This is a genomic window from Chryseobacterium vrystaatense (assembly GCF_000737765.1).
GTDB classification, from domain to species: domain Bacteria; phylum Bacteroidota; class Bacteroidia; order Flavobacteriales; family Weeksellaceae; genus Chryseobacterium; species Chryseobacterium vrystaatense.
Genome location: NZ_JPRI01000006.1, coordinates 77,200 through 100,291 on the forward strand (window position 1 = coordinate 77,200; position 23,092 = coordinate 100,291).

General features: G+C 37.2%; 15 protein-coding genes. 1 reads left to right on the forward strand and 14 read right to left on the reverse strand.

Annotated features, from left to right (window positions below; genetic code table 11):
* Positions 1-33: 33 nt before the first annotated feature.
* The 7 genes from trmB to tsf form a co-directional block, all read right to left on the reverse strand.
* A complete protein-coding gene (trmB, locus tag IW16_RS16140) occupies positions 34-711 on the reverse strand; it encodes a tRNA (guanosine(46)-N7)-methyltransferase TrmB (protein ID WP_034746540.1) in 678 nt (225 codons plus the stop codon).
* Positions 712-809: 98 nt separating this feature from the next.
* Positions 810-1,583, reverse strand: a complete 774-nt coding sequence (locus IW16_RS16145; RefSeq protein WP_034746543.1) for a DUF6759 domain-containing protein — start codon at positions 1,581-1,583, stop codon at positions 810-812.
* A 203-nt stretch (positions 1,584-1,786) separates the two neighbouring features.
* On the reverse strand, positions 1,787-2,575 hold the full coding sequence (locus IW16_RS16150) for a hypothetical protein (protein ID WP_051890352.1): 789 nt from the start codon (positions 2,573-2,575) through the stop codon (positions 1,787-1,789).
* Positions 2,576-2,737: 162 nt separating this feature from the next.
* Entirely contained in the window at positions 2,738-6,136 is a 3,399-nt protein-coding gene (locus tag IW16_RS16155) for a T9SS type B sorting domain-containing protein (protein WP_034746549.1), read from the reverse strand.
* A gap of 113 nt (positions 6,137-6,249) precedes the next feature.
* Positions 6,250-9,057, reverse strand: coding sequence for a T9SS C-terminal target domain-containing protein (locus tag IW16_RS16160; protein WP_034746552.1), 2,808 nt, complete (start codon positions 9,055-9,057; stop codon positions 6,250-6,252).
* Between the two features lie 77 nt (positions 9,058-9,134).
* Positions 9,135-12,488 carry a T9SS type B sorting domain-containing protein gene (locus IW16_RS16165; protein WP_034746555.1) on the reverse strand — a complete coding sequence of 1,118 codons (3,354 nt, stop codon included), beginning with the start codon at positions 12,486-12,488 and terminating at the stop codon, positions 9,135-9,137.
* A gap of 193 nt (positions 12,489-12,681) precedes the next feature.
* On the reverse strand, positions 12,682-13,509 hold the full coding sequence (tsf, locus tag IW16_RS16170) for a translation elongation factor Ts (RefSeq protein WP_034746558.1): 828 nt from the start codon (positions 13,507-13,509) through the stop codon (positions 12,682-12,684).
* A gap of 145 nt (positions 13,510-13,654) precedes the next feature.
* On the opposite strand from tsf, the gene IW16_RS16175 reads away from it, so the two are divergent.
* Positions 13,655-14,380 (forward strand): DUF6759 domain-containing protein, encoded by a 726-nt coding sequence (locus IW16_RS16175; RefSeq protein WP_034746561.1) that lies wholly within the window; start codon positions 13,655-13,657, stop codon positions 14,378-14,380.
* 60 nt (positions 14,381-14,440) lie between these two features.
* Here the strand turns inward: IW16_RS16175 and IW16_RS16180 are convergent, their stop codons facing one another.
* The 7 genes from IW16_RS16180 to IW16_RS16210 all read right to left on the reverse strand — a co-directional run bounded on the left by IW16_RS16180 (position 14,441) and on the right by IW16_RS16210 (position 23,067).
* On the reverse strand, positions 14,441-15,397 hold the full coding sequence (locus IW16_RS16180) for an acetyl-CoA carboxylase carboxyltransferase subunit alpha (RefSeq protein ID WP_034746564.1): 957 nt from the start codon (positions 15,395-15,397) through the stop codon (positions 14,441-14,443).
* Between the two features lie 48 nt (positions 15,398-15,445).
* Positions 15,446-17,173, reverse strand: a complete 1,728-nt coding sequence (gltX, locus tag IW16_RS16185) for a glutamate--tRNA ligase (RefSeq protein ID WP_034746566.1) — start codon at positions 17,171-17,173, stop codon at positions 15,446-15,448.
* A 132-nt stretch (positions 17,174-17,305) separates the two neighbouring features.
* Positions 17,306-18,214: a glycosyltransferase family 2 protein gene (locus IW16_RS16190; RefSeq protein ID WP_034746569.1), complete on the reverse strand. Its 909-nt coding sequence runs from the start codon at positions 18,212-18,214 to the stop codon at positions 17,306-17,308.
* Between the two features lie 70 nt (positions 18,215-18,284).
* Positions 18,285-19,466 carry a hypothetical protein gene (locus IW16_RS16195; RefSeq protein WP_034746572.1) on the reverse strand — a complete coding sequence of 394 codons (1,182 nt, stop codon included), beginning with the start codon at positions 19,464-19,466 and terminating at the stop codon, positions 18,285-18,287.
* Between the two features lie 153 nt (positions 19,467-19,619).
* Positions 19,620-20,840 carry a glycosyltransferase family 61 protein gene (locus IW16_RS16200; RefSeq protein WP_034746575.1) on the reverse strand — a complete coding sequence of 407 codons (1,221 nt, stop codon included), beginning with the start codon at positions 20,838-20,840 and terminating at the stop codon, positions 19,620-19,622.
* A gap of 65 nt (positions 20,841-20,905) precedes the next feature.
* Positions 20,906-22,093 carry a glycosyltransferase family 4 protein gene (locus IW16_RS16205; RefSeq protein WP_034746578.1) on the reverse strand — a complete coding sequence of 396 codons (1,188 nt, stop codon included), beginning with the start codon at positions 22,091-22,093 and terminating at the stop codon, positions 20,906-20,908.
* A complete protein-coding gene (locus tag IW16_RS16210; RefSeq protein WP_034746581.1) occupies positions 22,090-23,067 on the reverse strand; it encodes a glycosyltransferase family protein in 978 nt (325 codons plus the stop codon). The genes IW16_RS16205 and IW16_RS16210 overlap by 4 nt, the downstream gene beginning before the upstream one ends.
* Between the last annotated feature and the right edge of the window lie 25 nt (positions 23,068-23,092).

The following is a 23,092-nucleotide window of genomic DNA, read 5'->3' on the forward strand; positions in this document are numbered from 1 at the left end:
ACTGAAAATACAGTCTCTGATCTTTATGAATTTTTAGCTTATCCGGAATTTTATATATGTAATTGTTTTTCCTTTTGCAGAGAAAAGCTCTTCGTAATAGGTTTTGATATCTCTCAGATGCTCTGTATTCGGATCATATTCGGGAGCACCGTAGATATCGTGATGAGCACTGATTATTTCATAGCCGGCACCCTGTAAATAGCCTAATGTATAGCCGTGAAGAAACTCCGAATCCGTTTTCAGATGGATAATTCCACCAGGTTTCAGAAATTTTTTGTATCGTTCTAAAAAGTCAGGATGGGTAAGTCTGTGTTTGGTACGTCTGTATTTGATCTGTGGGTCAGGGAATGTAATCCAGATCTCGTCCACTTCGTTTTCTGCAAAAAAATGATCTACAAGCTCGATCTGACTTCTCAAAAATGCAACATTATTCATGTTGTTATCAACAGCTTCCTTAGCACCAAACCAGAATCTAGCACCTTTGATATCGATCCCGATGAAGTTCTTCTCAGGGAATGTTTTGGCAAGTCCCACAGAATATTCACCCTTGCCGCAGCCAAGTTCCAGAACAATAGGATGGTCATTCTTAAAGAAGTCTTCTCTCCATTTTCCTTTAAGTGAAAAACCATTCAGCGCGTCTTCTCTTGTCGGCTGAATGACGTTTGGTAAAATTTTGTTTTCTGCGAATCTTGCTAATTTATTTTTGCCCATCGAGTTATTTATAAAATCCCGCAAAAATAGCGAATTTTACATAGACTACCTTACTTTTAAATATAAAAGGCATGCACTGAGTATATTTAGCAGTAAACCTAAGGAGTAGACGAAGTTCCCAGTGCTACCATAATGGCTTTCTCTATTGTTTTTTGTGAAGCATATTGCGCTCCGCAGACAAGACTTGTAAACAGATACTGGCCCTTATCAATTACGATGGTACTCTCATTGTGTGCAGGAACAGCAAGTCTGTATTTGGTGGTTCCAACGCCTTCCATTCTTACAATGATGTTACAGTCGGATTTGTTTTGGATCAGAACAATACTTTCCTTACTGTTGGGGTCGTTGTCGAATAGCGAGTTGAGTATTTTTACGGTTTTATTCTTATGTTCTACCGGATTTACAGCCATCAGCATATTGAACTCATCGGCTTCAGCATTGGGAACAGCAGCATTGGCTGCCGTATTGACTACGAACGCATTTTGGGTCGTACTTGGAGTATATACTACTGTAGATTGTTTTGCGGCAAGTTCTGCTTTGTATTTAGCGATCTGTTTCTGTTTGATAATGGCATTCATTTCATCAAAACTGATCTTTGTGGATGGTCTTCTTTTTAGCAAAGCGAGCATTTCCTGCATATCTTTCACTTTCTGATCAGCGGGATGTGCTTCTTTTATATATTGTGTCATCATTTCCATGACACGGGGTTTCAGTACAGATCGTCTTGGATCGTCAGGATGGGCATCTCTGAGAAAAGCATTGATCTCATAGATATTTTTACTTTTTATAATATTGCTGTAGTCTTTTCCCTTTTTTTGGGCAGACAGGTTCATAAAAAGAATGGAAACAAGGAGTAAAAGTAATTTTTTCATTGACAAATATTAAGTGATAAGTTGATGTATTCTCTTAATGTGTGTTTGGCCAATTAGTTTTTCATTAATACAATCTCGTGCAATTCTTTTTATTTCTACACTTAATTGTGATATAAAAATAAGAATATTTTTAAATAAAAAAGAAATGTATACTATAAATTTTATATAGTATACATTTCTTTGTAAATATTGATGTGAAAAATTTATTTAATAACCTCTTGAAGGTTTGAGGTTTTAAGTCTCTTTTGATAAATAGGTAAATATTTTTCTATAGGAACCTTAATTGCCTCAAAATTTCCTGCAAGTACATAAGCCTGAATATTTTCTGACGTATAGACAAACTGAAGGAAGTTATCGATAAGATTCTCTGGAATCTTGAACTTTGCAAAATAATCTTTTCCTAAATAATTTTTGATCTGCGTTACAGAATTATTCATTCTTTCATAAGCCATATAACGCTGTTTTTTCTTTCGGTCCCCTGAAAGGATATCATAAATGCTTTCTAAACTAAAGGTAAGACCTCCATCCCTTAATCCGGCAACCGGAAGTTCGGGAGAGGTTCCGTCGCCTTTTGGTTCCGGCAATCCGATTACTTTTTTCAGCGCCAGTTTTTTATCTTCTTTTCGTATAGAATTTACATCATACCTCAAATTTCCGGTTGGCTTGAAACGGGACAGTACAATTTCCTGGATTTCATAGTAGGCGATTTTTAATTCAATCAGGTTTTTCTGCTGCAACATTTGGGGACTCAGCTTAACGTCTTTTCGTTCAGTAACAATAGAGGTGAAACGGATGACATCTCCCGCAGCTGCAGGTATGTTATAAGTACCGTTATAATCGGTAAGTACCGTTTTCTGAGTATTCAGATTGGTGACATAAACCTGGTTGAGATATAAGATAGAATTATCTCTTAAAAATACCTCTCCGGAATATATCTGTGCACTGACTTTTGCTAGAAAAACCAGCATCAAAAGGGTAATTAGCTTCTTCATATAATTAGGGCAAAATTACGTAGAAATACAGCAATTTATGCCTGTTTAGATCGTGTTCGCAGGTTAAAGTTATATTAAACTTTGATAGTAAACTGTTAATGAATGTTATAAACTTAAATAAATAAAAAAGATACTTTGAAATTTTTATCTAATAATACGTTATTACTTATGTTTTACCAGAAGCCAGCTTGTATATTTTACCGTGGTAGAAGTTCCAAATTCTGACCAGCTTATAAAATACCAGTAAGTGGCCGTAGGTACAGGTCTTCCGCCCATTCTTCCGTCCCATGTGTATCGGTTGTCAGGACTTCCTCTGAAAATTTCTGCCCCGTAGCGGTCAAATATTCTGAACTCCAGATTCGTATTGCTCATTAAAGCAGAATAGTCTATCTGTTCGTTGTGTCCGTCACCATTTGGAGTTATGGTATTGATAAGGTTGATGATTGCAAACGGTTTTGTTATTTCCTGGCATAATTTGGAGTCTCTCACGAAAACATTGTGGGCACCTCTTGGAACATTGTTGAAAACATTTGAATTCTGCCAGCTTACCCCATCCAGAGAATATTGATACGGAGGTGTTCCGCCACTTACTCCAACTGTTACAGTCGTTCCGTTGATCTCAATAGAAGTGATCATGGGAACAGGGTATTCCGTAACTGTAACATATTGTCTGTAAACACAGCCATTGAAGGTAAGTTCCACCCAATAATTTCCTGCTGAAACATTAGAAATAGAAGGGGATGTAGCTCCTGTACTCCAAAGATATTTTTCAAATCCAGGACCGGCATCCAGAGTGGTAGTGGCCTTTGGACAGATTATCACATCATGTAAGATATCTGATTTTTTTGGTATTTTAACTGTAAATCGGATAGATGCGACTTCGGGACATACTCCGTTTTTTTCGAACCGTATATAATACGTTTGTGTACCTGTAATATTGACTGTGGCTAATATCGCGTTACTGTCATTCTGTGCATCGGTCAGATTTCCGTGGAAAGTATAAGTGACATTCGGATCTGCCGTAAACATAGGAATAAACTGGGTAAGGTCTGCCGTTTTTGTTCCATCAAGATCATCGTCACATATAGTGGTCACAGCAGCTTTTGTGATCAGAGGTATTCTGGCTCCGATACTGAACTGTAAAGGTTTAACAACAACAGCACATCCATCAGGGGATTCCACTCTGATGTATATCGTGGTTGTGGCAGTATAGCTCCAGTTATTAGGAAGGGTATTGGCATTTCCTGCGTTGGCATCAGCAAGGGATGCGTAATATCTTACGTTGGTAAAGTAGCCCGGGTTATTTAGAACTATGCCTGTTATATTTGATAATATGACGGTAACTGTTCCATCCATATTGTCATCACAGAAAATACCGTTGTAGTTGTTCAGTATAATAGCCAGATTATATAGAGAAAGGGTAATTTGGGCAATACTTTTACAGCCCATACTGTTTTTTACCACTGCATATACAATGGTGCCGTCCGGAGCGGTATATGCAGTTGTTCCGGTGATGATTGCACCAGGATTTTCTGTCTGTGCATCAACCAGAGTAGGGTAATAGGTAATGGTTACCGGTGAATTGTTGGTTACATTGGCTGAAGTGAGGTTAAATGTTCCCTGTCCATTGATGTTACAGGCATTTAAAGTGACATTCATGACTGTAATGGACTGGATATTTAAAGTGACAGTTACTGTTTCGCAATCTGTAAAAATAGGATCATTGCCACAGAATGTATAAGTGAAAGTATCTGTTCCTGCGGTTCCCGGTGTATTGACCGTATAGGTAATAATGCCTGTTAGCGGATCAACTACTGCTGTACCCAATGCAGGAGGATTAACAATAGCCACTGTGGAAGGGACAGGAGTCTGTGCAGAACTGCTGAAGGCTGGAGTAATGGTTTGGTTAGTACAGACATTATAAGCGGACGTACTAAGTTTTGTACAGTTCAGGACTTTAAACTGCTCGGTCACAAGTGGTGCACAGCTTCCCATTGTTACGGAACAGGTATAGTATCCTGACTGTGTAGGTATTATAGATGACCCATTAGCTCCAGGAATAAGGTTTCCATTCACATACCACTGATAGGTATCGTAGATAATAGGATCTACTGTAAGTACCATCCCCGGAGCACAGTTTCCTCCTGACCGCAGAATAACGGGTTGCGTAGGGAAACCTGCAAAAAATCCTCCATATCCAACAGCATCACTTCCTGCATTAATTCCTGCAGTGATGGCTTTGTCAGAGATCACGGTTATCGTACCTGTTACATTGGGAATTCCGTAGGTAACCCAGTTATTGGTACCGGTCATATTGAAAGGTCCTGTAGCAGCGGGTGGAAATGCTCCGTTTACTGTAACAATGGCTCCTCTTTGGGTAATAAGGTTCAGTTTTGTTGGAATGTTAAGAATTCCTGAGGGGTTAGCATTGGAATGAACAAAGTTTTCGTTAATAAAGCCCAGTTCATTGATTTGTTTGGGCAGATAACAGTTCAGGGCAGGAATAAAATTAAACCCACCGGTAGCTACCTCGCTCCCCGAAGCGGAGTCTCCTGCAAGAACCTGATAGACGTATGCATTTTTTGATGTTCTGAGGTAGAGGTTGTAATGAGTTCCTCCCTGGATTTTATATTTTGAATCAGGAACCATAAAATACTGTCCCGCATTTAGAGTGGTAAGGGGAGGTATTTCGTCGTTGACAAAGATCTGTGTATTATCTTCTGTAGCAATGACGAGTGCTCCTTCCATATTGGATCCTATACTGCCGTTTCCTTTGACAAGAGCAAATTCAGTTCCCAGTCTTTCTACCGGAACGGCCTGATCCATCAAAATATCAGAACTGGTAGCAAAGTTTCCGGCATACTGACCATTAAAATTTCCGTTGGTAACATTCACGGGTTTGTTGGCCACAATCTTTGCACCGATAATACCATCAGAGTTTCCTGCAGTGGTACCAATACCATCTATGATATATGACTGCCCTTTATTAAGAGTAAATGTCATTGTTGGATTAGAAGCTCCTGTAGTTCCGTTGGAAAACTGTACTGTTGGCTTATATCCGCTTATGGTCACTGTTGTATTGTCTTCTGTGGCAAGAACACTGGCCATAAAGTTTAAGATAGGATTGTCTACCGTAATAGGAGCATTTGCCGCATAAAAATTTTTTCCTGTGGAAGGTATCCCTTTTGATGTGATAATCTCAGCGTGGTTGAATACAGAAAATCTCAAATTGGCATAAAAAGGAAATTCAGCTTTTAGATATAATCCTTTGGTGGTAGGAGTAAACAGATCGGTCTGATCTGTGGTAATGATGTAATTTCTTAATACATCAAATTTCTGAGGATTATTTTTACTGATGTTCAATGTGCCGATTAGGACATTGTTATTGTAAATATTTACCGGGAAAGGTGTTGTTCTGTTGGTAGATAAGTATAATTTCTGATAAGGATTAGGGCTTCCGCTCCTGTCCATCATGGGGGCAAACCAGTGCTCTCTGTCCAATTGGGCAAAGGTAAAGGTGAAAATGTAAAATATAAATAAAAAAGATAAATATTTCTTCATCTAGTATGGAGGTTTAACACAAATTTAATAATTAAATGCATTCATACGTTGAAAAAATAATAAAAAAACCGCGATTTGATATCGCGGTTTTAATATTCTTGAAAAGAATGGTTTTATTCAATGTTTTTAACTAAAATCCATCCAGTGTACTTGATTGGTGTTTTTTCTTTATTAGACTCATTCCAGTTGATATGGTACCAATATGTTCCGGTTACAAGTTTTTTATCATAATGTCTTCCGTCCCATTTGTAATTATTGAATTTATTTCCGGTAAATATCATATTTCCATATCTGTCATAAATTACAAAAGAAAGATTTTCTTTGTAGCCAAGCTCGCTGTAGTCGATAAAATCATTTTTATTATCACCGTTAGGAGTAATAGCATTGATCAAATTAGGAATGGTTACTTCTACTTTTGTAGGTTCACAATTATAGACATCTTTTACATAGAATATATGCTGACCTCTTGTAAGTCCTGTAAAGGTATTGGAATCCTGCCAGTTTGTTGGTGTATCTACAGCATACTTGTAAGGAGCTTTTCCTCCGTTTACAATCACTGTCGCTGTTGTGTTGGTAATTTCAATCTTCGTAATTACAGGGTCTTCAACTTTTCTTACTCTTACGATCTGCTTAAGAAGACATCCGTTTTTACCCAGGATCACTGAATATTCTCCAATACCTACATTCTGGATTGAAGAAGTTGTTGCTCCTGTATTCCATAAATAAGATTCATAACCAGGACCTGCATCAAGGTTTGTTTTGCTGTCTACACAGATATACTGGTCAACAAGGATTGGAGATTTTTTTATTGGAAGAGGGATCAGTTCAATTTTTGCATTGGCTGTACACCCTTCGTTAGTTGTTACTTTCACATATACAAATCCTCCCGGAGATGGATAGTTTTCAGGAGTAGTGATTTCATTGGTTCCTGCATTAAGATCAGCCAGTGAAGGATAATATTTTTTAACCACTGGATTGAAGTCTGTAACGACAGCTTTAGTCAGATCAAAATGGGCATTAGGATCTACGTCGTACTGACACGCTTTTATCAAAGCGTCTCTTACAAGAAAAGGAACTACTGTAAGATTTAATGTGATCTGTTCACAGTCTATAAATTCAGCGGCATTACCACAGAATTTGTAAACGATTTTATCCGGACCGTAGTAATTTGCTGTTGGTGTATAAGTAATAGTTCCGTTTGGATTCACCACAGCTGTACCATGAGTAGGTGCTGTAATGATCACCAGTGTCCCTGGAACCACAGTTTGTGTTGAAGAAGTAAACGCAGCAGTAATTATTTTAGTTGAACATGCATTCAGTGCTTGTGTTGTCTGTTTTAAACATGTAAATACCTTATAAATAGGTGTTATAATAGGTGGACATGTACCCATTGATACTTTTACTGTATAGTTACCCGAAGTTGTCGGTGCATAGGTATTGGCTGTTGCTCCCGGGATCGCTGTTCCGTTTAAGAACCACTGATATCCTTCATAGCTGTCATCTACTTCTAAAACAATACCTGGTGCACATTCCCCTGTTTTTTTTGTAATGATAGGAATAGAGGAGAACCCGGCGAAATAACCTCCATATCCTGCAGAACTGTATCCTCCGTTGATTCCGGCCGTTACAGCTTTAGTAGAGGTGATGGTAAGGTTTCCGGTGATATTTTCTATAGCATAAGTTTGCCATTGGGTATTACCTGTAAGTGGGTATGGTCCTTCCGCCGCTAAAGGAGGGAATCCATTGACTAAAACTGTTGCTCCGGTCTCTGTTAAAATGTTTAATTTTAAAGAAATTCCTGAAGTAATCCCAGGCATTTCGTTGATTTTCCCAATTTCATCAATCTTTCTTGGAAGGAAACAGTTCAATGGTGGGATATAGTTGAATCCGTTAGTCGCATCACTTGAAAGTACGCCAATAAACTGATATAGATAAACATTTTTCGAGGTGGAGATAAACATATTGGAATGTGTTCCCGCGCCAGGCTGAGTTACATAGCTGGTTTCATTAATTCTGTACCATCCTCCTGCGTTGATCGTTTGAACCGGAGTCGTAGCGCCATTTAAAAATATTTCTGTATTATCTTCAGTAGCAATGATTAGACCACCTTCCATGTTTAGATTGGGAGCTGTAGATTTGGTTTTAACCATGGCGAAAGTGTTCCCAAGTCTATTGGTAGGAACCGACTGGTCAAGAACCGGATCTGTTCCACCAGGCGAGGTGGAAAAGTTGGCATTACAGCTTCCGTTGGTAAGGGTTATGGGTTTATCTGCCACAATTTTGGCTCCGATAAATCCTGTTTGGTTGGCCGCTACAGTTCCGGGGCCAGCATAAATAAATGATTTACCTTTATTTAAGGTAACGGTATGCGTATTTCCGGTAGGAGTACCTCCAAAAAAGGTTACCGGATTATTCCATGTTACAGTAACTGTTGTATTGTCTTCAGTTGCCAGAACACCTGCTGTAAAGTTATAAAAGCTTGAGGTGTTTGTATTTGGAGCAGCTGCTACAAAAAATTCTTTTCCTGTACCCGCTTTCCCTTTACTTGTGATAATTTCACCGTGTACGGATTGTGCGAGCCTTAAACTACAGTAAAAAGGTTTGGTTCCCTGTAAATATAATCCTTTGGTACTTATCTGGAAAGCTTCATTAGCTGCCGTAGCAGAAATAACAGAGGCATCTACCGTATAAGTTTGTGGGTTACCCTTACTGATCGTAACCGTCGTAAGAGGAGTCGCCGAATTATTATTATATATTTTTACATCAAAAGGAGTTACCGAGTCGGTAGAAAGGTAAACTCTATTGGTATATCCTCCGTAACTGTCGTAGTACGGAGCAATCCAGTGCTCGGTATCCCTTTGTGCAAAGAGTGTATTAATTGATAAAAGAAGTAATACTAAGCTGAGTAGAAATCTTTTCATGTGTGTGGAATTAGGATTTCTACAAATTTAAAATAATATTTGAAATAGTATTAAATAAATATAACAAAAGTTAAAAATTAATCACGATTTTTAATTAAAAGCCATCCGGAATATGAAACTGGTAATTTTGTATCCGGCTCTGTCCATGTGATTACATACCAATAAGTTCCCGTTGGTAGGTTTCTTCCATTTACTTTTCCATCCCATACATAGTTTTTGTCAGATGATTTGTAAACTGATGATCCATAACGGTCAGCAACCTCTATTTTCACATTCTGTTTGATTTTTAAATCAGAATAATTAAGTACATCATTAAGTCCATCGCCATTCGGTGTGATGGCATTAACCAGATTCAGAACCAGAAACTCTTTGGTCACAGGCACGCAGCCATCAGATCCCAGTACATAAACCTTATGTATTCCTCGTGAAAGATCTTTGAATATATTAGAAGTCTGATAAGTAAATGCATCAAGGGAATATTGATAAGGAGGAGTTCCGCCAGTCACATAAACAGTAGCTGTAGTCCCGGACATATCTATTCGGGTAATGGTAGGAGCCTGGGCAGTCGTTACGCTTACCGTCTGACGGTATACACATCCGTTTGATCCCAGATCTACATAATAGTTTCCTGCACCAACGGTGATGCTTGGGGTTGTAGCTCCGTTGCTCCAAAGATAAGATGAGAATCCCGGCCCTGCATCTAATATTACTTTTTCATCCGAACAGATCACCTGGTCGCGAAGTGTTCCTGATTTTTTTGGCGTTTTTAAAGTAAGTTTAAGAAGACCTGTATTAGGGCATCCTATACTGCTTTGGAATCTTACATAATACGTATGTACAGAAGTGATATTCTGAGTAGAGGAAATAGGATTTGTTCCTGCCTGTGCATCAGCCAGTGAAGAATGGAAAGACAGGATCACCGTTGGATCTGCTGTAAAAAAGTTTTTATAATCATTAAGATTGGCTGATTCTGATCCATTGAGGTCATTGTCACAGACATCGGTGGTTACAGAATTTGATAATAAAGGAATTTTATTACCAATCGAGAAATTGATCTGTCCCAACGCTGCTGTACAGTCACCAATGGTAGCAGAAACATTTACATAAACCGTTGTATTGGTGCTATAGGTCCAGTTGGCAGGAAGTGTATTGTTGTTTCCTGCAGCGGCATCTGCCTGATTAAGGTAATACTTTACCAGAAATAGACCCGAATTGCTTACAATCTGCGGGGTTACAGCAGCAAAATTTACGCTGATGATTCCGTCAAAATTATCATCACAAAAGCTTGCATTAAAACTACTTGTATTGATATTAGGAGTAGGATTCAATGTTAATGTGATCTGAGCGGTTTTAGAACATCCGAACGCTGAAGTGACATTGGCGTAGATTATTCCTGCCGGTCCGGTATAAGCTGCAGGACTCATAATCTGTCCGGTTAAATTGGCGTTGGTGTAATAAGTTGCTGTAGTGCCCGTATCAGAGGTTAAAATAGCAGTGGTAAGATTAAAGGTTCCATTTCCGCTGGCATTGGCACACGCTGAAAGCGTAGTGTTTTGGGTCTGAAGAACATCGATATTCACGACGATTTTGAAATATTCAAAATCGGCAGGATTTCCGTTTCCGTCAATATAATAAATGAAAGAATCTGTAGTGTCTGCTGTAAATCCTGCATTGGGTGTATAGGTGATCTGTCCTGTTGCTGGATTCACAGTTGCCGTACCATTTGTCGGCTGTGAAATAATACTTGTGTGGGAAGGAACAATGGTTTGTGTAGAAGTCGTAAAAGCTGGAGTGATTACTTTGGTATTACATGATCCGATAGTATAAGTTGTGGTGGATATTGGCGGGCACAATGTATATTGGTATTCAGAGGTGTATCTTGATTCACAGTTGTTTTTCGTGATATAACAGGTATAAGTTCCCGCTCCATATAATTCAGGATTGATAAAATAAGAAGTCGCTCCCGGAATTAAAACGCCATTGAAATACCACTGGTATGCATCATAACTGTTATCCACTTCCAGGCGGATTCCCGCGTAGCAGTCCCCCGTTTTTGTGATCGCAGGAACTGAAGAGAATCCAGCGAAATATCCTCCATAACCTACAGAGCCGCTTCCTGCAGCAATTCCTGCAGTGACAGGTTTTGTAGAATTGATGGTAACATTTCCGGAGACATTCATGACAGAATAGGTAACCCATCCAGGATTTCCGGTTACCGGGTAAGGTCCCGCAGCAGCAGCAACAGGATTGCCGTTCATCGTTACAGCTGCACCTGCCTGCGTAATGATATTAAGTTTGGTATTGTAATTAGTGCTGCCAATTCTATTAATAAATCCGATTTCATTGATCTCTTTCGGTAAGAAACAGCTTAATGGCGGGATGAAATTCATACCTCCTGTCTGATAAACCGTATTTCCGCTTGCTCCGGCAAGAAGCTGATATACGTAAACGTTTTTATTCGCAGAAATATTCATATTATAATGTCCGCTGCCACCCTGATTGATATAGTTGTTACCTTCAATCATATAGTATCCACCGGCACTAAGATTAACACCCGGTACAGGATTTCCGTTGACTATAAGAGTGGTGTTGTCCTCAGTTGCAATGATTAATGCTTTTTCCATTCCCACAGAAGCAGGCCCGTTGCCTTTTACCATAACAAAATCTTTCCCCAGTCTGTCTGTAGGGACCGCCTGATCCATCAGGACATCTACATTGCTGTTGTTCTGAGTGGTATAAAGACCGTTGAAGTTTCCGTTCGTCACTGATATCGGTTTATCTGCGACAAGCTTTGCACCTAGTAATCCTTTTCGATTACTCATTCCACCCATGTCACTTACAACATCAATGATATAGGATTTTCCTTTGTTGATTGTAAATGTCCTTGTTGGCATTACACTGCCGTCAGAGAAAACAACGTCCGGGTTATATCCGGACAAGGTAACTGTAGTATTGTCTTCTGTAGCAGTTACTCCCATGGTAGAATTTACATGATCTTTTGGAAAAGTAGTGGGAGCTGTTCCTATGAAAAAAGTCTTTCCGATTCCGGCTAAACCTTTTGATGTAATGATCTCTGCCTGATTGGGAACAGAAAATCTGAAGTTGGCGAAGAATTTTTTAGCCCCTTTAGCATGCAACCCCATTGAATTCTGGGTAAAAAGGTTGCTCGCAGTGGAAGTAATCATATAATTGCTTGGAACACTCAGCTGTACAGGATTTCCTTTGCTTACCTGTACGGTAGAAAACACCGTATTGTTATTAGAGACCTGTACCGAAAATGGGGTAGTCTCGTTGGTAGACAGGTATAGATAACATTGTGGTACTCCCTGTGGAGAGCTTGCAGACATTGGAGCAAACCAATGCTCAGTATCCAGCTGCGCATTAACGATTAAACAAAGAAAAGTGCAGATCGCTAGTAGAAATTTTTTCATGCTTTATTATAAGGGGCAGCAAATTTAAACATTAATAATCTATTTTTACCTTAAAATATTCAGCAAATGAGCGCTTTTGCTTATGTTGTTGAATATTTAAAATTAGCGTCATATTAAGTTAACAGCGAAGCATGATTCCATAAAAAATCCCGGTGAATATTCACCGGGATCAGTATTTTTCTTTGAAAGATAATTAAGCTAGGCTAACTCTTACAAATCCTGTTACTTTAAGGTCTCCGTTTACAGACTTTACATAGTCAGCAACAGACTGGCTTCCGTCTTTAATGAAAGACTGGTGTACCAATGTGTTGTCTTTGTAGAACTTCTGCATTTTACCTTTAAGGATGTTTTCGATAATGTTTTCAGGCTTACCTTCTTTTACAAGAAGTTCTCTTTCGATCTCTAATTCTTTATCGATCGTCTCCTGAGAAACCTGAGTTTCATCTAAAGCGATAGGGTTCATTGCAGCAACCTGCATAGAAACAGATTTAGCAGCTTCGTCAGCTCCGTCTACTTTAGCAGAAAGAGAAGTGATAGCAGCAATTTTATTTCCAGCGTGGATGTAAGCTCCTAAGAATGGTCCTTCGATTCTTTCGAAAGCTCCGATCTCGATTTTTTCACCGATAACTCCTGTTTGCTCAATTAATTTTTCAGCAACAGTGATCCCGTGGAAATCTGTAGCTAAAAGCTCTTCTTTAGTAGCAGCGAAGATAGCCATTTCAGCTAATTCATAAGCCAGTACAATGAAAGCCTCATTTTTTGCAACGAAGTCAGTCTCGCAGTTTAGAGAGATTACAACACCTAAAGTGTTATCCTCGTTTACTCTAGCGATTACCGCACCTTCAGAAGATTCTCTGTCAGCTCTGTTTGCAGCTACTTTCTGTCCTTTTTTTCTAAGGATATCTACTGCTTTTTCGAAGTCTCCTTCTGCTTCAACTAGAGCTTTCTTGCAGTCCATCATACCTGCACCTGTTTGGTTTCTTAATTTCGCTACGTCTGCAGCAACTGGTGTATAAGACATAATATCTATTATTTTTTTTATTTAAGATTAGTATTAATTTTTAGCTTAATTTTAGAGCAGGGCAAAGATAATGATTTTAATGATAAACTAAAAAATGACTTTTCACGTTATTGATATATTTAATACTATTTTAAAGACTTGATTAATGAAAAAAATCTTTCTACTTATATTTCTATGCATTTTTACACTAGGTTTTTCCCAAAAAAAGAAGAAATCGAAATCTAAGGCTGTCGTAGAAAAAGAAACAGTAATCATCTATACAGAGCAGGATGCAGAAGCTTCAAAAGAGGCAAGAGTTATTGCCGGTTTCCTGAAGCAGAACCCCGGACATGCTAAATCAGATTATTTTAAAAGAAAACTGATCGATATGATCATGGCAGATAATTCTCCTGAAGCAAAACCTACTATTAGGCCAATCAGCAAGGAGAAAATTGAAAAAATTGTTAAGAATAACGAATTGAATAGCGGAAAAACGCTTGCCACCAATAATACTGCGACACCAGCTGCTTCAAAACCTGAAAGAACAGTTAACTATGCTTCTGTAGGTTCCGCGAAAAGCGCAGGGACAAGCAGTAAAGCAGAGCCAAGTGAGGAAGCTAAAAGAACGGCAGCCATGCTTACTCACTTATTCAATAATGACACCAACAAAAATGATGCTTATATTAATATCAAAAACAGATCAAGCTGCAACCTGATTGTCAAAATAAGCGGAAAAAAATATTATAATCTTAGCGTTCCTGCAAAAGGACAGAATTTTATTCTGATAGATAAAGGAGAATATGTATTGACTACGATGGTTTGTGATGCCAAGTATTCATCGCTGAAAAAGATTGATAAAGACATTGAGATTGCACTTAATGTATCTGAATAGTACAGGGAGAAAAGCTAAAAATAAAAAACGGTTAAGAATTTTCTTAACCGTTTTTGTTTTTTATCCTTTAAACTGTCCCATTGCAATGAATTTCTCTTGCCTTTGGGTTTCAAGTTCCTGTCCTGAGAACTTTGAAAAAGCTTTGATATTCTGTAAAATTGAATTTTTCAGATTCAGATAAGCTACTTCCGGATCGTATTGAGCACCACCTAGTGGCTCTTCAATAACACCGTCGATGAATTTTTCTCTTAAAGCATCTTTCGGAGTAAGATTCAATGCATTGGCTGCATCTTCCTTATGATCCCAGTTTCTCCATAAGATTGAAGAACAGCTTTCCGGTGCGATTACAGTATACCAAGTGTTTTCAAGCATATACACTTTGTTTCCTACACCAATTCCTAAAGCCCCGCCGCTTGCTCCTTCACCGATAATATAAGTGAAAATCGGAGTTTTAAGCTGAACCATTTCGAAAATGTTTCTGGCAATAGCTTCTCCTTGTCCTCTTTCTTCAGCTTCTAATCCAGGATAAGCTCCCGGCGTATCTACTAAAGTCACTACAGGGATTTTGAATTTCTCAGCAAGCTTCATCAGTCGTAAAGCTTTTCTGTATCCTTCAGGATTCGGCATTCCGAATCTTCTGTATTGTCTTTCTTTGGTTGTTCTCCCTTTTTGGGTTCCAATGATCATTACTTTCTGACCATCCAATGTAGCTAAACCGCCGATCATTGCAGGATCATCTGCGAAATTTCTGTCTCCGTGAAGTTCCAGAAAACTTCCTTTATCTACCATTCCGTTGATATAGTCGATTGTATAAGGACGATCCGGATGGCGGGATAGTTGTACTCTTTGCCAAGGGGTGAGGTTTTCGTAGATTTCTTTTTTCTTTTCTAAAATCTTATCCTCAATCTGGCTGCATGCTAATTTTACATCAACACCACTTTCTTCTCCTACTAAAGAACAAGTCTGAAGTTGATCCATTAGATCTTTTATAGGAAGTTCGAAACTTAAATATTCCATTTCTTGAAGTAAATTAAATCTTTCAAATTTATGAAAAATTATGAAAAACTATTTAAAATTATTGATAGCATTGTTTATTCTAGAGATACTTTCCTCTTTTCCAATTAGTTCCATGATATCTGGAACGTCAGGGCCTTTCAGTTCGCCAACTAAAGACAAACGCAGTGGCATCATCACTTTTCCCATTCCCAGACCTTTGTTTTCTGCGAAATCGTGAATGAACTGCTTTACTGTTTCTGAAGTAAACTCAATCGTATTAAGGTTTTCTGCCAGTTCTCCTAAGATAGAAGAAGTTTCATCATTCCATGCTTTTTTCGATGCTTTCTCGTCATAAGAGAGCGGAGCTTCGAAGAAAAACTTTCCGTTTTCGTAAATATCTTTCGGGAAACTTGCTCTTTCTTTCATGAGGCCGATGATTTTTACTAATTTTTCATCGGAAACAGCAGACAGGTCAAGATCTGCATGCTTTAAAATCTGAAGAAGCTCTTCATTAGATTTCAACTGAATATACTGATGGTTGAACCATTCTGATTTTTCTTTGCTGAATCTGGCCCCGGCTTTATGTACTTTATGAAGATCAAACTCTTTGCACATTTCTTCCAGCGTCAGAATTTCCTTATCATCTGCAGGAGACCATCCCAGAAGAGCCACCATATTGATGAATGCATCAGGAAGATAGCCGTTTTCTCTGTACCCTTTAGAAATAATTCCTGTTGCGGGATCTTTGAAATCCAATGGGAATACAGGGAAACCGAATTTATCGCCGTCTCTTTTGCTCAGCTTTCCTGAAAGGCTCTTCTTCAAAAACTGTTTTACAGAAGCTGTTAAGGTATCATCTTTTTCATTCTCATTTAATGATGATTTAAACCTTGGGCTTTTAATATCTGCGAAGAAAGATTTTATCAAAACAGAGGCACCCTCAAATGAATAGGCGTTGTTTTTTAGGATGAAATCTTCAGTAAAAGATTTGGTAATACTGTCTATATTCTCTTTATTAATAAGCGATGCAGCATCTGGTTTTAAGATCAGTGAAAGGTGGGCAAACTGAGGCGCTTCCCAGCCCATAGCTTCATATAGTAAAGTGTGAAGACCTAAAGACGGCAGCCATTCTTCTCCACGGATCACGTGGGAAATTTCCATTTCGTGGTCATCAATGATGTTGGCAAAATGATAAGTTGGCATTCCATCGTTCTTTACAAGAACTTTATCGTCGAGTGTATTGGTATTCACTGAAGATATTCCGCGGATGATATCTTCAAGATTCAGCGTTCTGTCCACCGGCATTTTGAACCTTACCACATAAGGTGTTTTTTCATCCAGTAGCTTTTGAACTTCCTCTTCAGTAAGGGCAATGCTGTTTCTCAGTCGGTTTCTGGTTTTGTTGTCATAAGAGAAAACATCTCCTTTTGCTTCAAACTCAGCACGGATGGCATCCAGTTCTTCGGGGGTGTCAAAAGCGATGTAGGCATAATCTGTTTTGAGGATCTGCTCCGTATATCTGTCGTAGATATCCCTTCTTTCAGACTGTCTGTAAGGTGCAAATTTTCCTCCTTTCTTAGGACTTTCATCAGGAATGATTCCGCACCATTCTAAAGCTTCCTCGATATATTCTTCAGCTCCTTCTACATATCTTGCCGTGTCTGTATCTTCAATTCGAAGGATAAATTCACCACCCTGGTTCTTGGCAAAAAGATAATCATATAATGCGGTTCTTACGCCTCCCAAATGCAAAGGTCCGGTAGGACTTGGAGCAAAACGAACTCTTACTTTCTCCATTTCAATTAAAATTTTGGTGCAAATTTACTTAAAATTAAATGTTTTAAGGATTATTTGAAGGTTGGTTGTTGGCTTTTTTTAATTTCAGAGATTAAAAAAGGACGAAGTCAAAAATTACTTCATCCCTTTTATTTATTTTTTAAGCATCAGCAGTTTAAAGAACAGGACAGGATTTTTATATTTAACGCGGTACTTTTCTTTTTTCCATTCTGTTCGAAGTCTTTCTTTTTCAGATTCGGAGTCTGTTTCTGACAGAAGAATCTCATAGTTGAAGTGAATAAGTTTAAGCCTGTATTTTTTATAAAGCTCCTGATCCGATTTTATATAATCAATATATTTATGGGTTACCTTCTCATAAGAATCCTTCATCAGCTTCCAGTTTCTGGAAAGGCTGGTTGAAAGGATCCTGTAATAGAACAGCTTTTTATCAATGAATCCTATTTTATAACCTTTTGACGTAAGTCTTAAATTCATATCCCAGTCTTCAGTATTGATACTTTCATCAAAAGGATACTTCACCAGAAGTTCTCTTTTTACAAACGTTCCTACATTGGCAGTTCTGTTTTCAGAGACATTTTCGTGGAAAAAATTATGGAGACTGTCTATGATATGTCTTTTCTCTTTTGGAGCATAGGCGTCAGTGGTTTTATCTTCATCCTGATAATATTTATAACCGTCTGAAAGAACAAAGTCTACAGGGTTTTTCTGAATATAGGATACTTTTTCCGCCAGGCTGTCTTCAGTATACCAGTCATCTCCTGAAAGCAGGGAAATATATTCTCCTGAAGTTTCTGAAACAGCAATATTGATATTTTTAGCAACTCCAAAACTTTCGGTATTCCTGATCATTTTATAATGCTGCCCGAATTGTGAAAGTATCTTTTCTGCATTTTTAAAAGTCTGATCCTTTGAAGCATTATCCAGCAGAATAATTTCATAATTGGGGTAGGTCTGCGAAATGGCGGACATGCAGGCCTGTTCAATGAACTTCTCATGGTTCATGGTGATGATGACAAGACTTACAAGCGGCGTGTTATTCATTGGGTAATAATATTGATTTTCGATATGAAAGAATACTTTAAAAAGATTGCAATAAGTAGAACTGTTATGATTAGCTTAATTGTTTTTGCTTTGAATATTTCAAATAAAAAAATAAAATAATATTACAGCCAATAAAATAGATTAAGAAAAATATGCTTTTGTTAACGTCCTGGTATTCCAGATTCGTTACAAAAAAACCTTCTCCAATCTTATTGTTATCTTGAAATTCAAGAATAGTAAAGATAAACTTATAGGGAACAAAAAGGATGAATATTATTAAATAGAGAAAAATATCTTTTACTTTATCCTTATTGATCAGTTCGTCAAAAAGAAAAGGAAGTGCAACGCAGAATATTCTGGTAAGATCAGATCCGGAAACAGAGAGTAGCGCAACAAGGAAAATAAAAAATAAGGTTTGTTCTGAAAATTTTCTCTTGATAAATAAAAATGAAGAAAATACAATAAAAAAGCAGGCAATAAGTTTAACTGTATTTTTAATATTACCATAAAACTGAGTAAAGAAATATTTCATTACAGCTATTCCGTTACTTTCGCTATTAAAACCAAAGATTTTTGAACCTACCTTCAAATAAATCCAAAAAAACAAAAGAACTGGAGCAATATAAAGGAGATATTTAAGCTTTCTCCGCATTAAGAATCTCGTTCCTAAGTAAATGCAGCAAATCGGAACAGTACTTTCTTTAAAAGGTAAAAAAAGTATACTTGCCAGCATAACATATAATGGTTTTTCGTAAAAGAAAATCATCAGTGAAATAAATAAGAACTGTACACCATCTACGGAAAACGGATAGAAAAGAGTCAATCTAAATGGCATTTGTGGTGTTACCAACATTGTAAGAATAAAAATCAATGCAAGGGTAATGCTTATTTTACCCCATTTATAGTATAAGATAAAGAGGCCTAAAAAGAATGCTGTAAGATTGATTAATTTAAAACTAAAAACAGAACCAAAAGGTAATTTTGAGGCAAGTACAGGAACTCCTATTCTTTTATTAAAAGGATCGGCATTTTGGTAAAGTTCATAATATGTATTATTATGCTCGTTACTTTTATAAACTTCCTTTCCTTTATCAGAAAATATCTGGTAAGCTGCATTATAATAAACTCCATCCCATCCGAAACCATTCTCTTTTTTTATCTGTTTTTGATTAAAGAAGCCGTAAAAAATATAAATAAGTATAAATACTATTATTGAACCATTTATATAGGGGACTAATTTATCCTTATTCATCGTAATTTATATTTTTATTGCCAGTAGTATTTTAAGAATAATTACTCTATGGAATTATAGTGCTTTTTCTTCTTTTTTTTTTAACTTCAAATTCAGATCGAGATTAACTTGGTATTTCTCAGGAAATTCTGAGTCGTTCTTCGTTGTGAGTGTTTATATCTCAAGCAATTGTTGCAGCTGTTTGTCAAAAAATTCAGGATCCAGTCTGTAATCTTCATGGAATCCTTCATAATCCTGTGGATAAATATAAAAATAAAGATCAAATTTTACCTCTGCCGCCAACGTCGAAAATATGGCAAAATCTCCCCAAACTGCACTGAACCAGCTGAGCCCTTTTGCTCCCGGGTTTGCAAACAGAACATTGGTCCATGCTGCACCACTTGGTCCTATGATATACTCTGCATTGTTGACCATATAGATTTGTTCGTGGATGTTCAGGTCCTCAAAGAATACTTCCTCAAATCCATATTTCTTTGCTGTTTCCAGAATTTCGTCAACATTGTATTTTCTAAACTGAGATCTACGGGAAATAAAGATTTTTTTAACAGGTTGAATATGAACCTTACTCATGTCTAAGTTATCGAATGCAGTCTTTCTCAGATACTGCAGCGATGTTTTAGAGAGTTTAGCAAATCCCACCTCATACTTTTCACCAGGCATAATATTGGGAACAGCATAATTTGTACTGGTGATATGCCAGAGTTTTTTGAAACGGTAGTATTTTTTTTCGTGACCGAGAAATTTAATTTTATAATCCTTAAGAAAGAACATTAAAAGGTCTTTCAGGTTTTCAACCTTCTGGATATCTTCATCTATAATGATCAGTTTATTCTTTGCATCCGGAATGTACTTGAAAAATTCAACCTTAGAAAGAATATCAACAAAAAAATGATAATAATTAAAAGTGAAAGTTCCACCCAGGAAAATAGCTTCCTCATCAAAATAGACATTCCTGTGGTTCCTTACTTTCGCAAGAGTCATCGAATGCTGGGATAAATTATCAGTATTATAGACATAGATGATTCTGTCGTCATCATGCCATTTTTCATAAAAGATTTTCTCTTTCTTAAGATCTAAAAAATAGGTTGAATTAGGAATGCAGAATACATTTTGAAGAGCATAGATTTCTACAGCATTTTTAGGCGTTTTTACAGAAACCTGAGGAGTATCAAACGTTTTAGGAAGAAAAAGTTCTGCCTCTCCTTTTTCACTCACCATAATTTTTTCAGTACAGTATTCTGATGGTATAGAATCGAGCGGCAAAAAATCTGTTACCAATCTTTTTGCTCTTCTGAAAAAAGACTTGATGTAATATTTTTTTCTGAGTGCCTTAAGCTGTTCTTCTAAATTTTCAATTTGTTCCTTTGCATTCATATTCTAAAACTTAGGATGACCTAAGAAGTTCGGTTACTGTTTTGCGGCCTGTAGAAATTGTATTTCTATATAATACCCTGATAATACCTTAAGGTTTCATCAACCATTTTATCAATGCCGAATTTTGATTCGATTAATTTTCTGGCATTAAGTGCTATCCTGTTTCTTAGATCTTTGTCTTCAAAAATAAGATTGATCTTTTCATGAAAGTTGTCTTCGTCAGCAATAAGGCCGTTTACTGGCTCCTGTATAATTTCTTTAAAGGAATCTATAGCAGAGCATACAACAGGTTTTTGCATGGCCATTACTTCCAGCAAAGATAAGCTAAAATTTTCACCTTTGGAGGGGAAGCATACGACCTCTGCCTTGCTGATAAGCTGCACAATTTCCGTTCCCGATTTGTTTCCGTGGAAATGGATTGAATTTCTGATATCCATATCCTGAATGTTCTCATTGATATAGGCAGGGTAGTGGTTAGGATTTCCTATGAAATGAAGCGATGCACCGGAATGCATTTTTTTAAGTTGGATAAAAGCATTGATTAAAGTTTCTGCTCCTTTCTCAAATGATACATTCCCTAAAAAGAAAACAGATTTAGAAATGATTTCGGTATTTTCTTCTGGTTTGTAGAATTTCTCATCAATACCATTATAGATGAGTGTTGGATTTTTGATTGCAAAAAGGCTTTTGTTGATCATCTCATTGTACTGCGATATCGTTATGATATTTTGAGAAGTTTTAAAAGCCGCTTTTTCACAAAAAATTCTACCCTTGTGAACTTTTTTGTAGCCAAAATATTTTTCAAGAACAGACCATGAGCCATGACATCTGATTACGTAAGGAAGTTCCTTGGGAATAGAAAGCGCCAAACCATCAAAATCATGGATTTCTGCAATATCGAAGTGAAGATCATTTTTTTTGATCCAGGAACTTATTTTCTCTGATATTATTTTTTTCTCTGATAGATATGTTCTAAAATGAATCTGTTCAAAAGCTTTCACTTTTCCCGTGAAAGATCGTATCAGTTCAAGAAGAGGATTAGCTTTGAAAATATCTTTTATAGAATGGATATGTACACCGTCTTCCTCAATGTCAAATGCATACTTTGAGATCAGAAATACATGTACAGTGATTCCTCTTTTTACAAGTTCTGTACATAAATTTTTATAAAAAATTCCTGTACCACCTACTTTTGGTGTGCGGGAGGATTTATACTCTCGGGATACAATAAGTACCTTTTTTATGGCTTTCATGATTTCAGCTTGAATACAGTGTCTACCCAATGGTCAAGAGTGTACTTATTATAAATCTCTTCCGGCAGTTTTTGGTAAGGTGTGGTGAAAAAATCCTTTTTTACATTACGGAAATTCTTGTCCAGCACCAAAATGTTATTAGGATTATAAAAATCATAAGTTTTGATCGTAGGATTATCGGTGATGACCTTTTTCTCAAGAGCCATGGCTTCAAATATTCTGAAGCTGAGCCCCGTCTGGTCGGCACGCATTAAATCAAGAATCACTTTACTGTTTTTATAATAGGAAGGAAGAGCATGATGAGGTATTTTTTTTCTTCCGAATTTTAAAATTTCAATATTCTTTTTATCAAAAATTTGGTTCAGCTTATTTTTCCATCCCTTTTTTCCTACGATGTAGACCTCGAATTTTACTTTTAAAGGACAAAGTCGGTTGATCAGTAAATTCAAAGCAGAGAGCCTCTTCTGATCATATGACGTAATATAAAACAGATCCAGTTTTGGACGCTGCTTTGCTGCAGGAATATGATCAAGATAATTATAATTCGTAATTTTTTCGAATCCGAAGTTTTTCACATCTTCGTCATCAAAAGAAAAGATGGTATCAAAGTAATGAAGAAGGTGTGTTGCAGGGTTTCTGGCCATGCTGTCGTACAGGTAGGCAATATTACGATCGGCATATTCTCTGATCTTCTGATGGATGCTTTCGTCAATAGCTTCCGGGTTGATGACAAGGATCTGATCCTGTTTGCCAATTTTTTCCAGAGATTCAAGAATGAAACTTTGTCTTTTGTGATATTTGGGGTTTTTGCCCAGAAAAATTTTACTGAAAGTGTTTTTCAGACGTTCTCCAGTATTTTTATGGGTAAAGGCTCCGATGTTGATATGGCATGCCTGAATGCCTCTATCACTCAGTTTTTCCACTATGTGCTCATCATAATGCCAGAAATCGAAGCTGATTAAACAAATTTTCATACTGCAAAAATAAAAATTTCATATT

What these genes read in the sequence shown, in the direction of transcription:
- IW16_RS16155 (WP_034746549.1), bottom strand. Translation starts at nt 6,136, where the DNA reads ATGAAGAAATATTTATCTTTTTTATTTATATTTTACATTTTCACCTTT.
- IW16_RS16190 (WP_034746569.1), bottom strand. Translation starts at nt 18,214, where the DNA reads ATGAATAACACGCCGCTTGTAAGTCTTGTCATCATCACCATGAACCAT.
- IW16_RS16175 (WP_034746561.1), top strand. Translation starts at nt 13,655, where the DNA reads ATGAAAAAAATCTTTCTACTTATATTTCTATGCATTTTTACACTAGGT.
- IW16_RS16180 (WP_034746564.1), bottom strand. Translation starts at nt 15,397, where the DNA reads ATGGAATATTTAAGTTTCGAACTTCCTATAAAAGATCTAATGGATCAA.
- IW16_RS16205 (WP_034746578.1), bottom strand. Translation starts at nt 22,093, where the DNA reads ATGAAAGCCATAAAAAAGGTACTTATTGTATCCCGAGAGTATAAATCC.
- IW16_RS16200 (WP_034746575.1), bottom strand. Translation starts at nt 20,840, where the DNA reads ATGAATGCAAAGGAACAAATTGAAAATTTAGAAGAACAGCTTAAGGCA.
- IW16_RS16195 (WP_034746572.1), bottom strand. Translation starts at nt 19,466, where the DNA reads ATGAATAAGGATAAATTAGTCCCCTATATAAATGGTTCAATAATAGTA.
- IW16_RS16210 (WP_034746581.1), bottom strand. Translation starts at nt 23,067, where the DNA reads ATGAAAATTTGTTTAATCAGCTTCGATTTCTGGCATTATGATGAGCAC.
- trmB (WP_034746540.1), bottom strand. Translation starts at nt 711, where the DNA reads ATGGGCAAAAATAAATTAGCAAGATTCGCAGAAAACAAAATTTTACCA.
- gltX (WP_034746566.1), bottom strand. Translation starts at nt 17,173, where the DNA reads ATGGAGAAAGTAAGAGTTCGTTTTGCTCCAAGTCCTACCGGACCTTTG.
- IW16_RS16165 (WP_034746555.1), bottom strand. Translation starts at nt 12,488, where the DNA reads ATGAAAAAATTTCTACTAGCGATCTGCACTTTTCTTTGTTTAATCGTT.
- IW16_RS16160 (WP_034746552.1), bottom strand. Translation starts at nt 9,057, where the DNA reads ATGAAAAGATTTCTACTCAGCTTAGTATTACTTCTTTTATCAATTAAT.
- IW16_RS16150 (WP_051890352.1), bottom strand. Translation starts at nt 2,575, where the DNA reads ATGAAGAAGCTAATTACCCTTTTGATGCTGGTTTTTCTAGCAAAAGTC.
- tsf (WP_034746558.1), bottom strand. Translation starts at nt 13,509, where the DNA reads ATGTCTTATACACCAGTTGCTGCAGACGTAGCGAAATTAAGAAACCAA.
- IW16_RS16145 (WP_034746543.1), bottom strand. Translation starts at nt 1,583, where the DNA reads ATGAAAAAATTACTTTTACTCCTTGTTTCCATTCTTTTTATGAACCTG.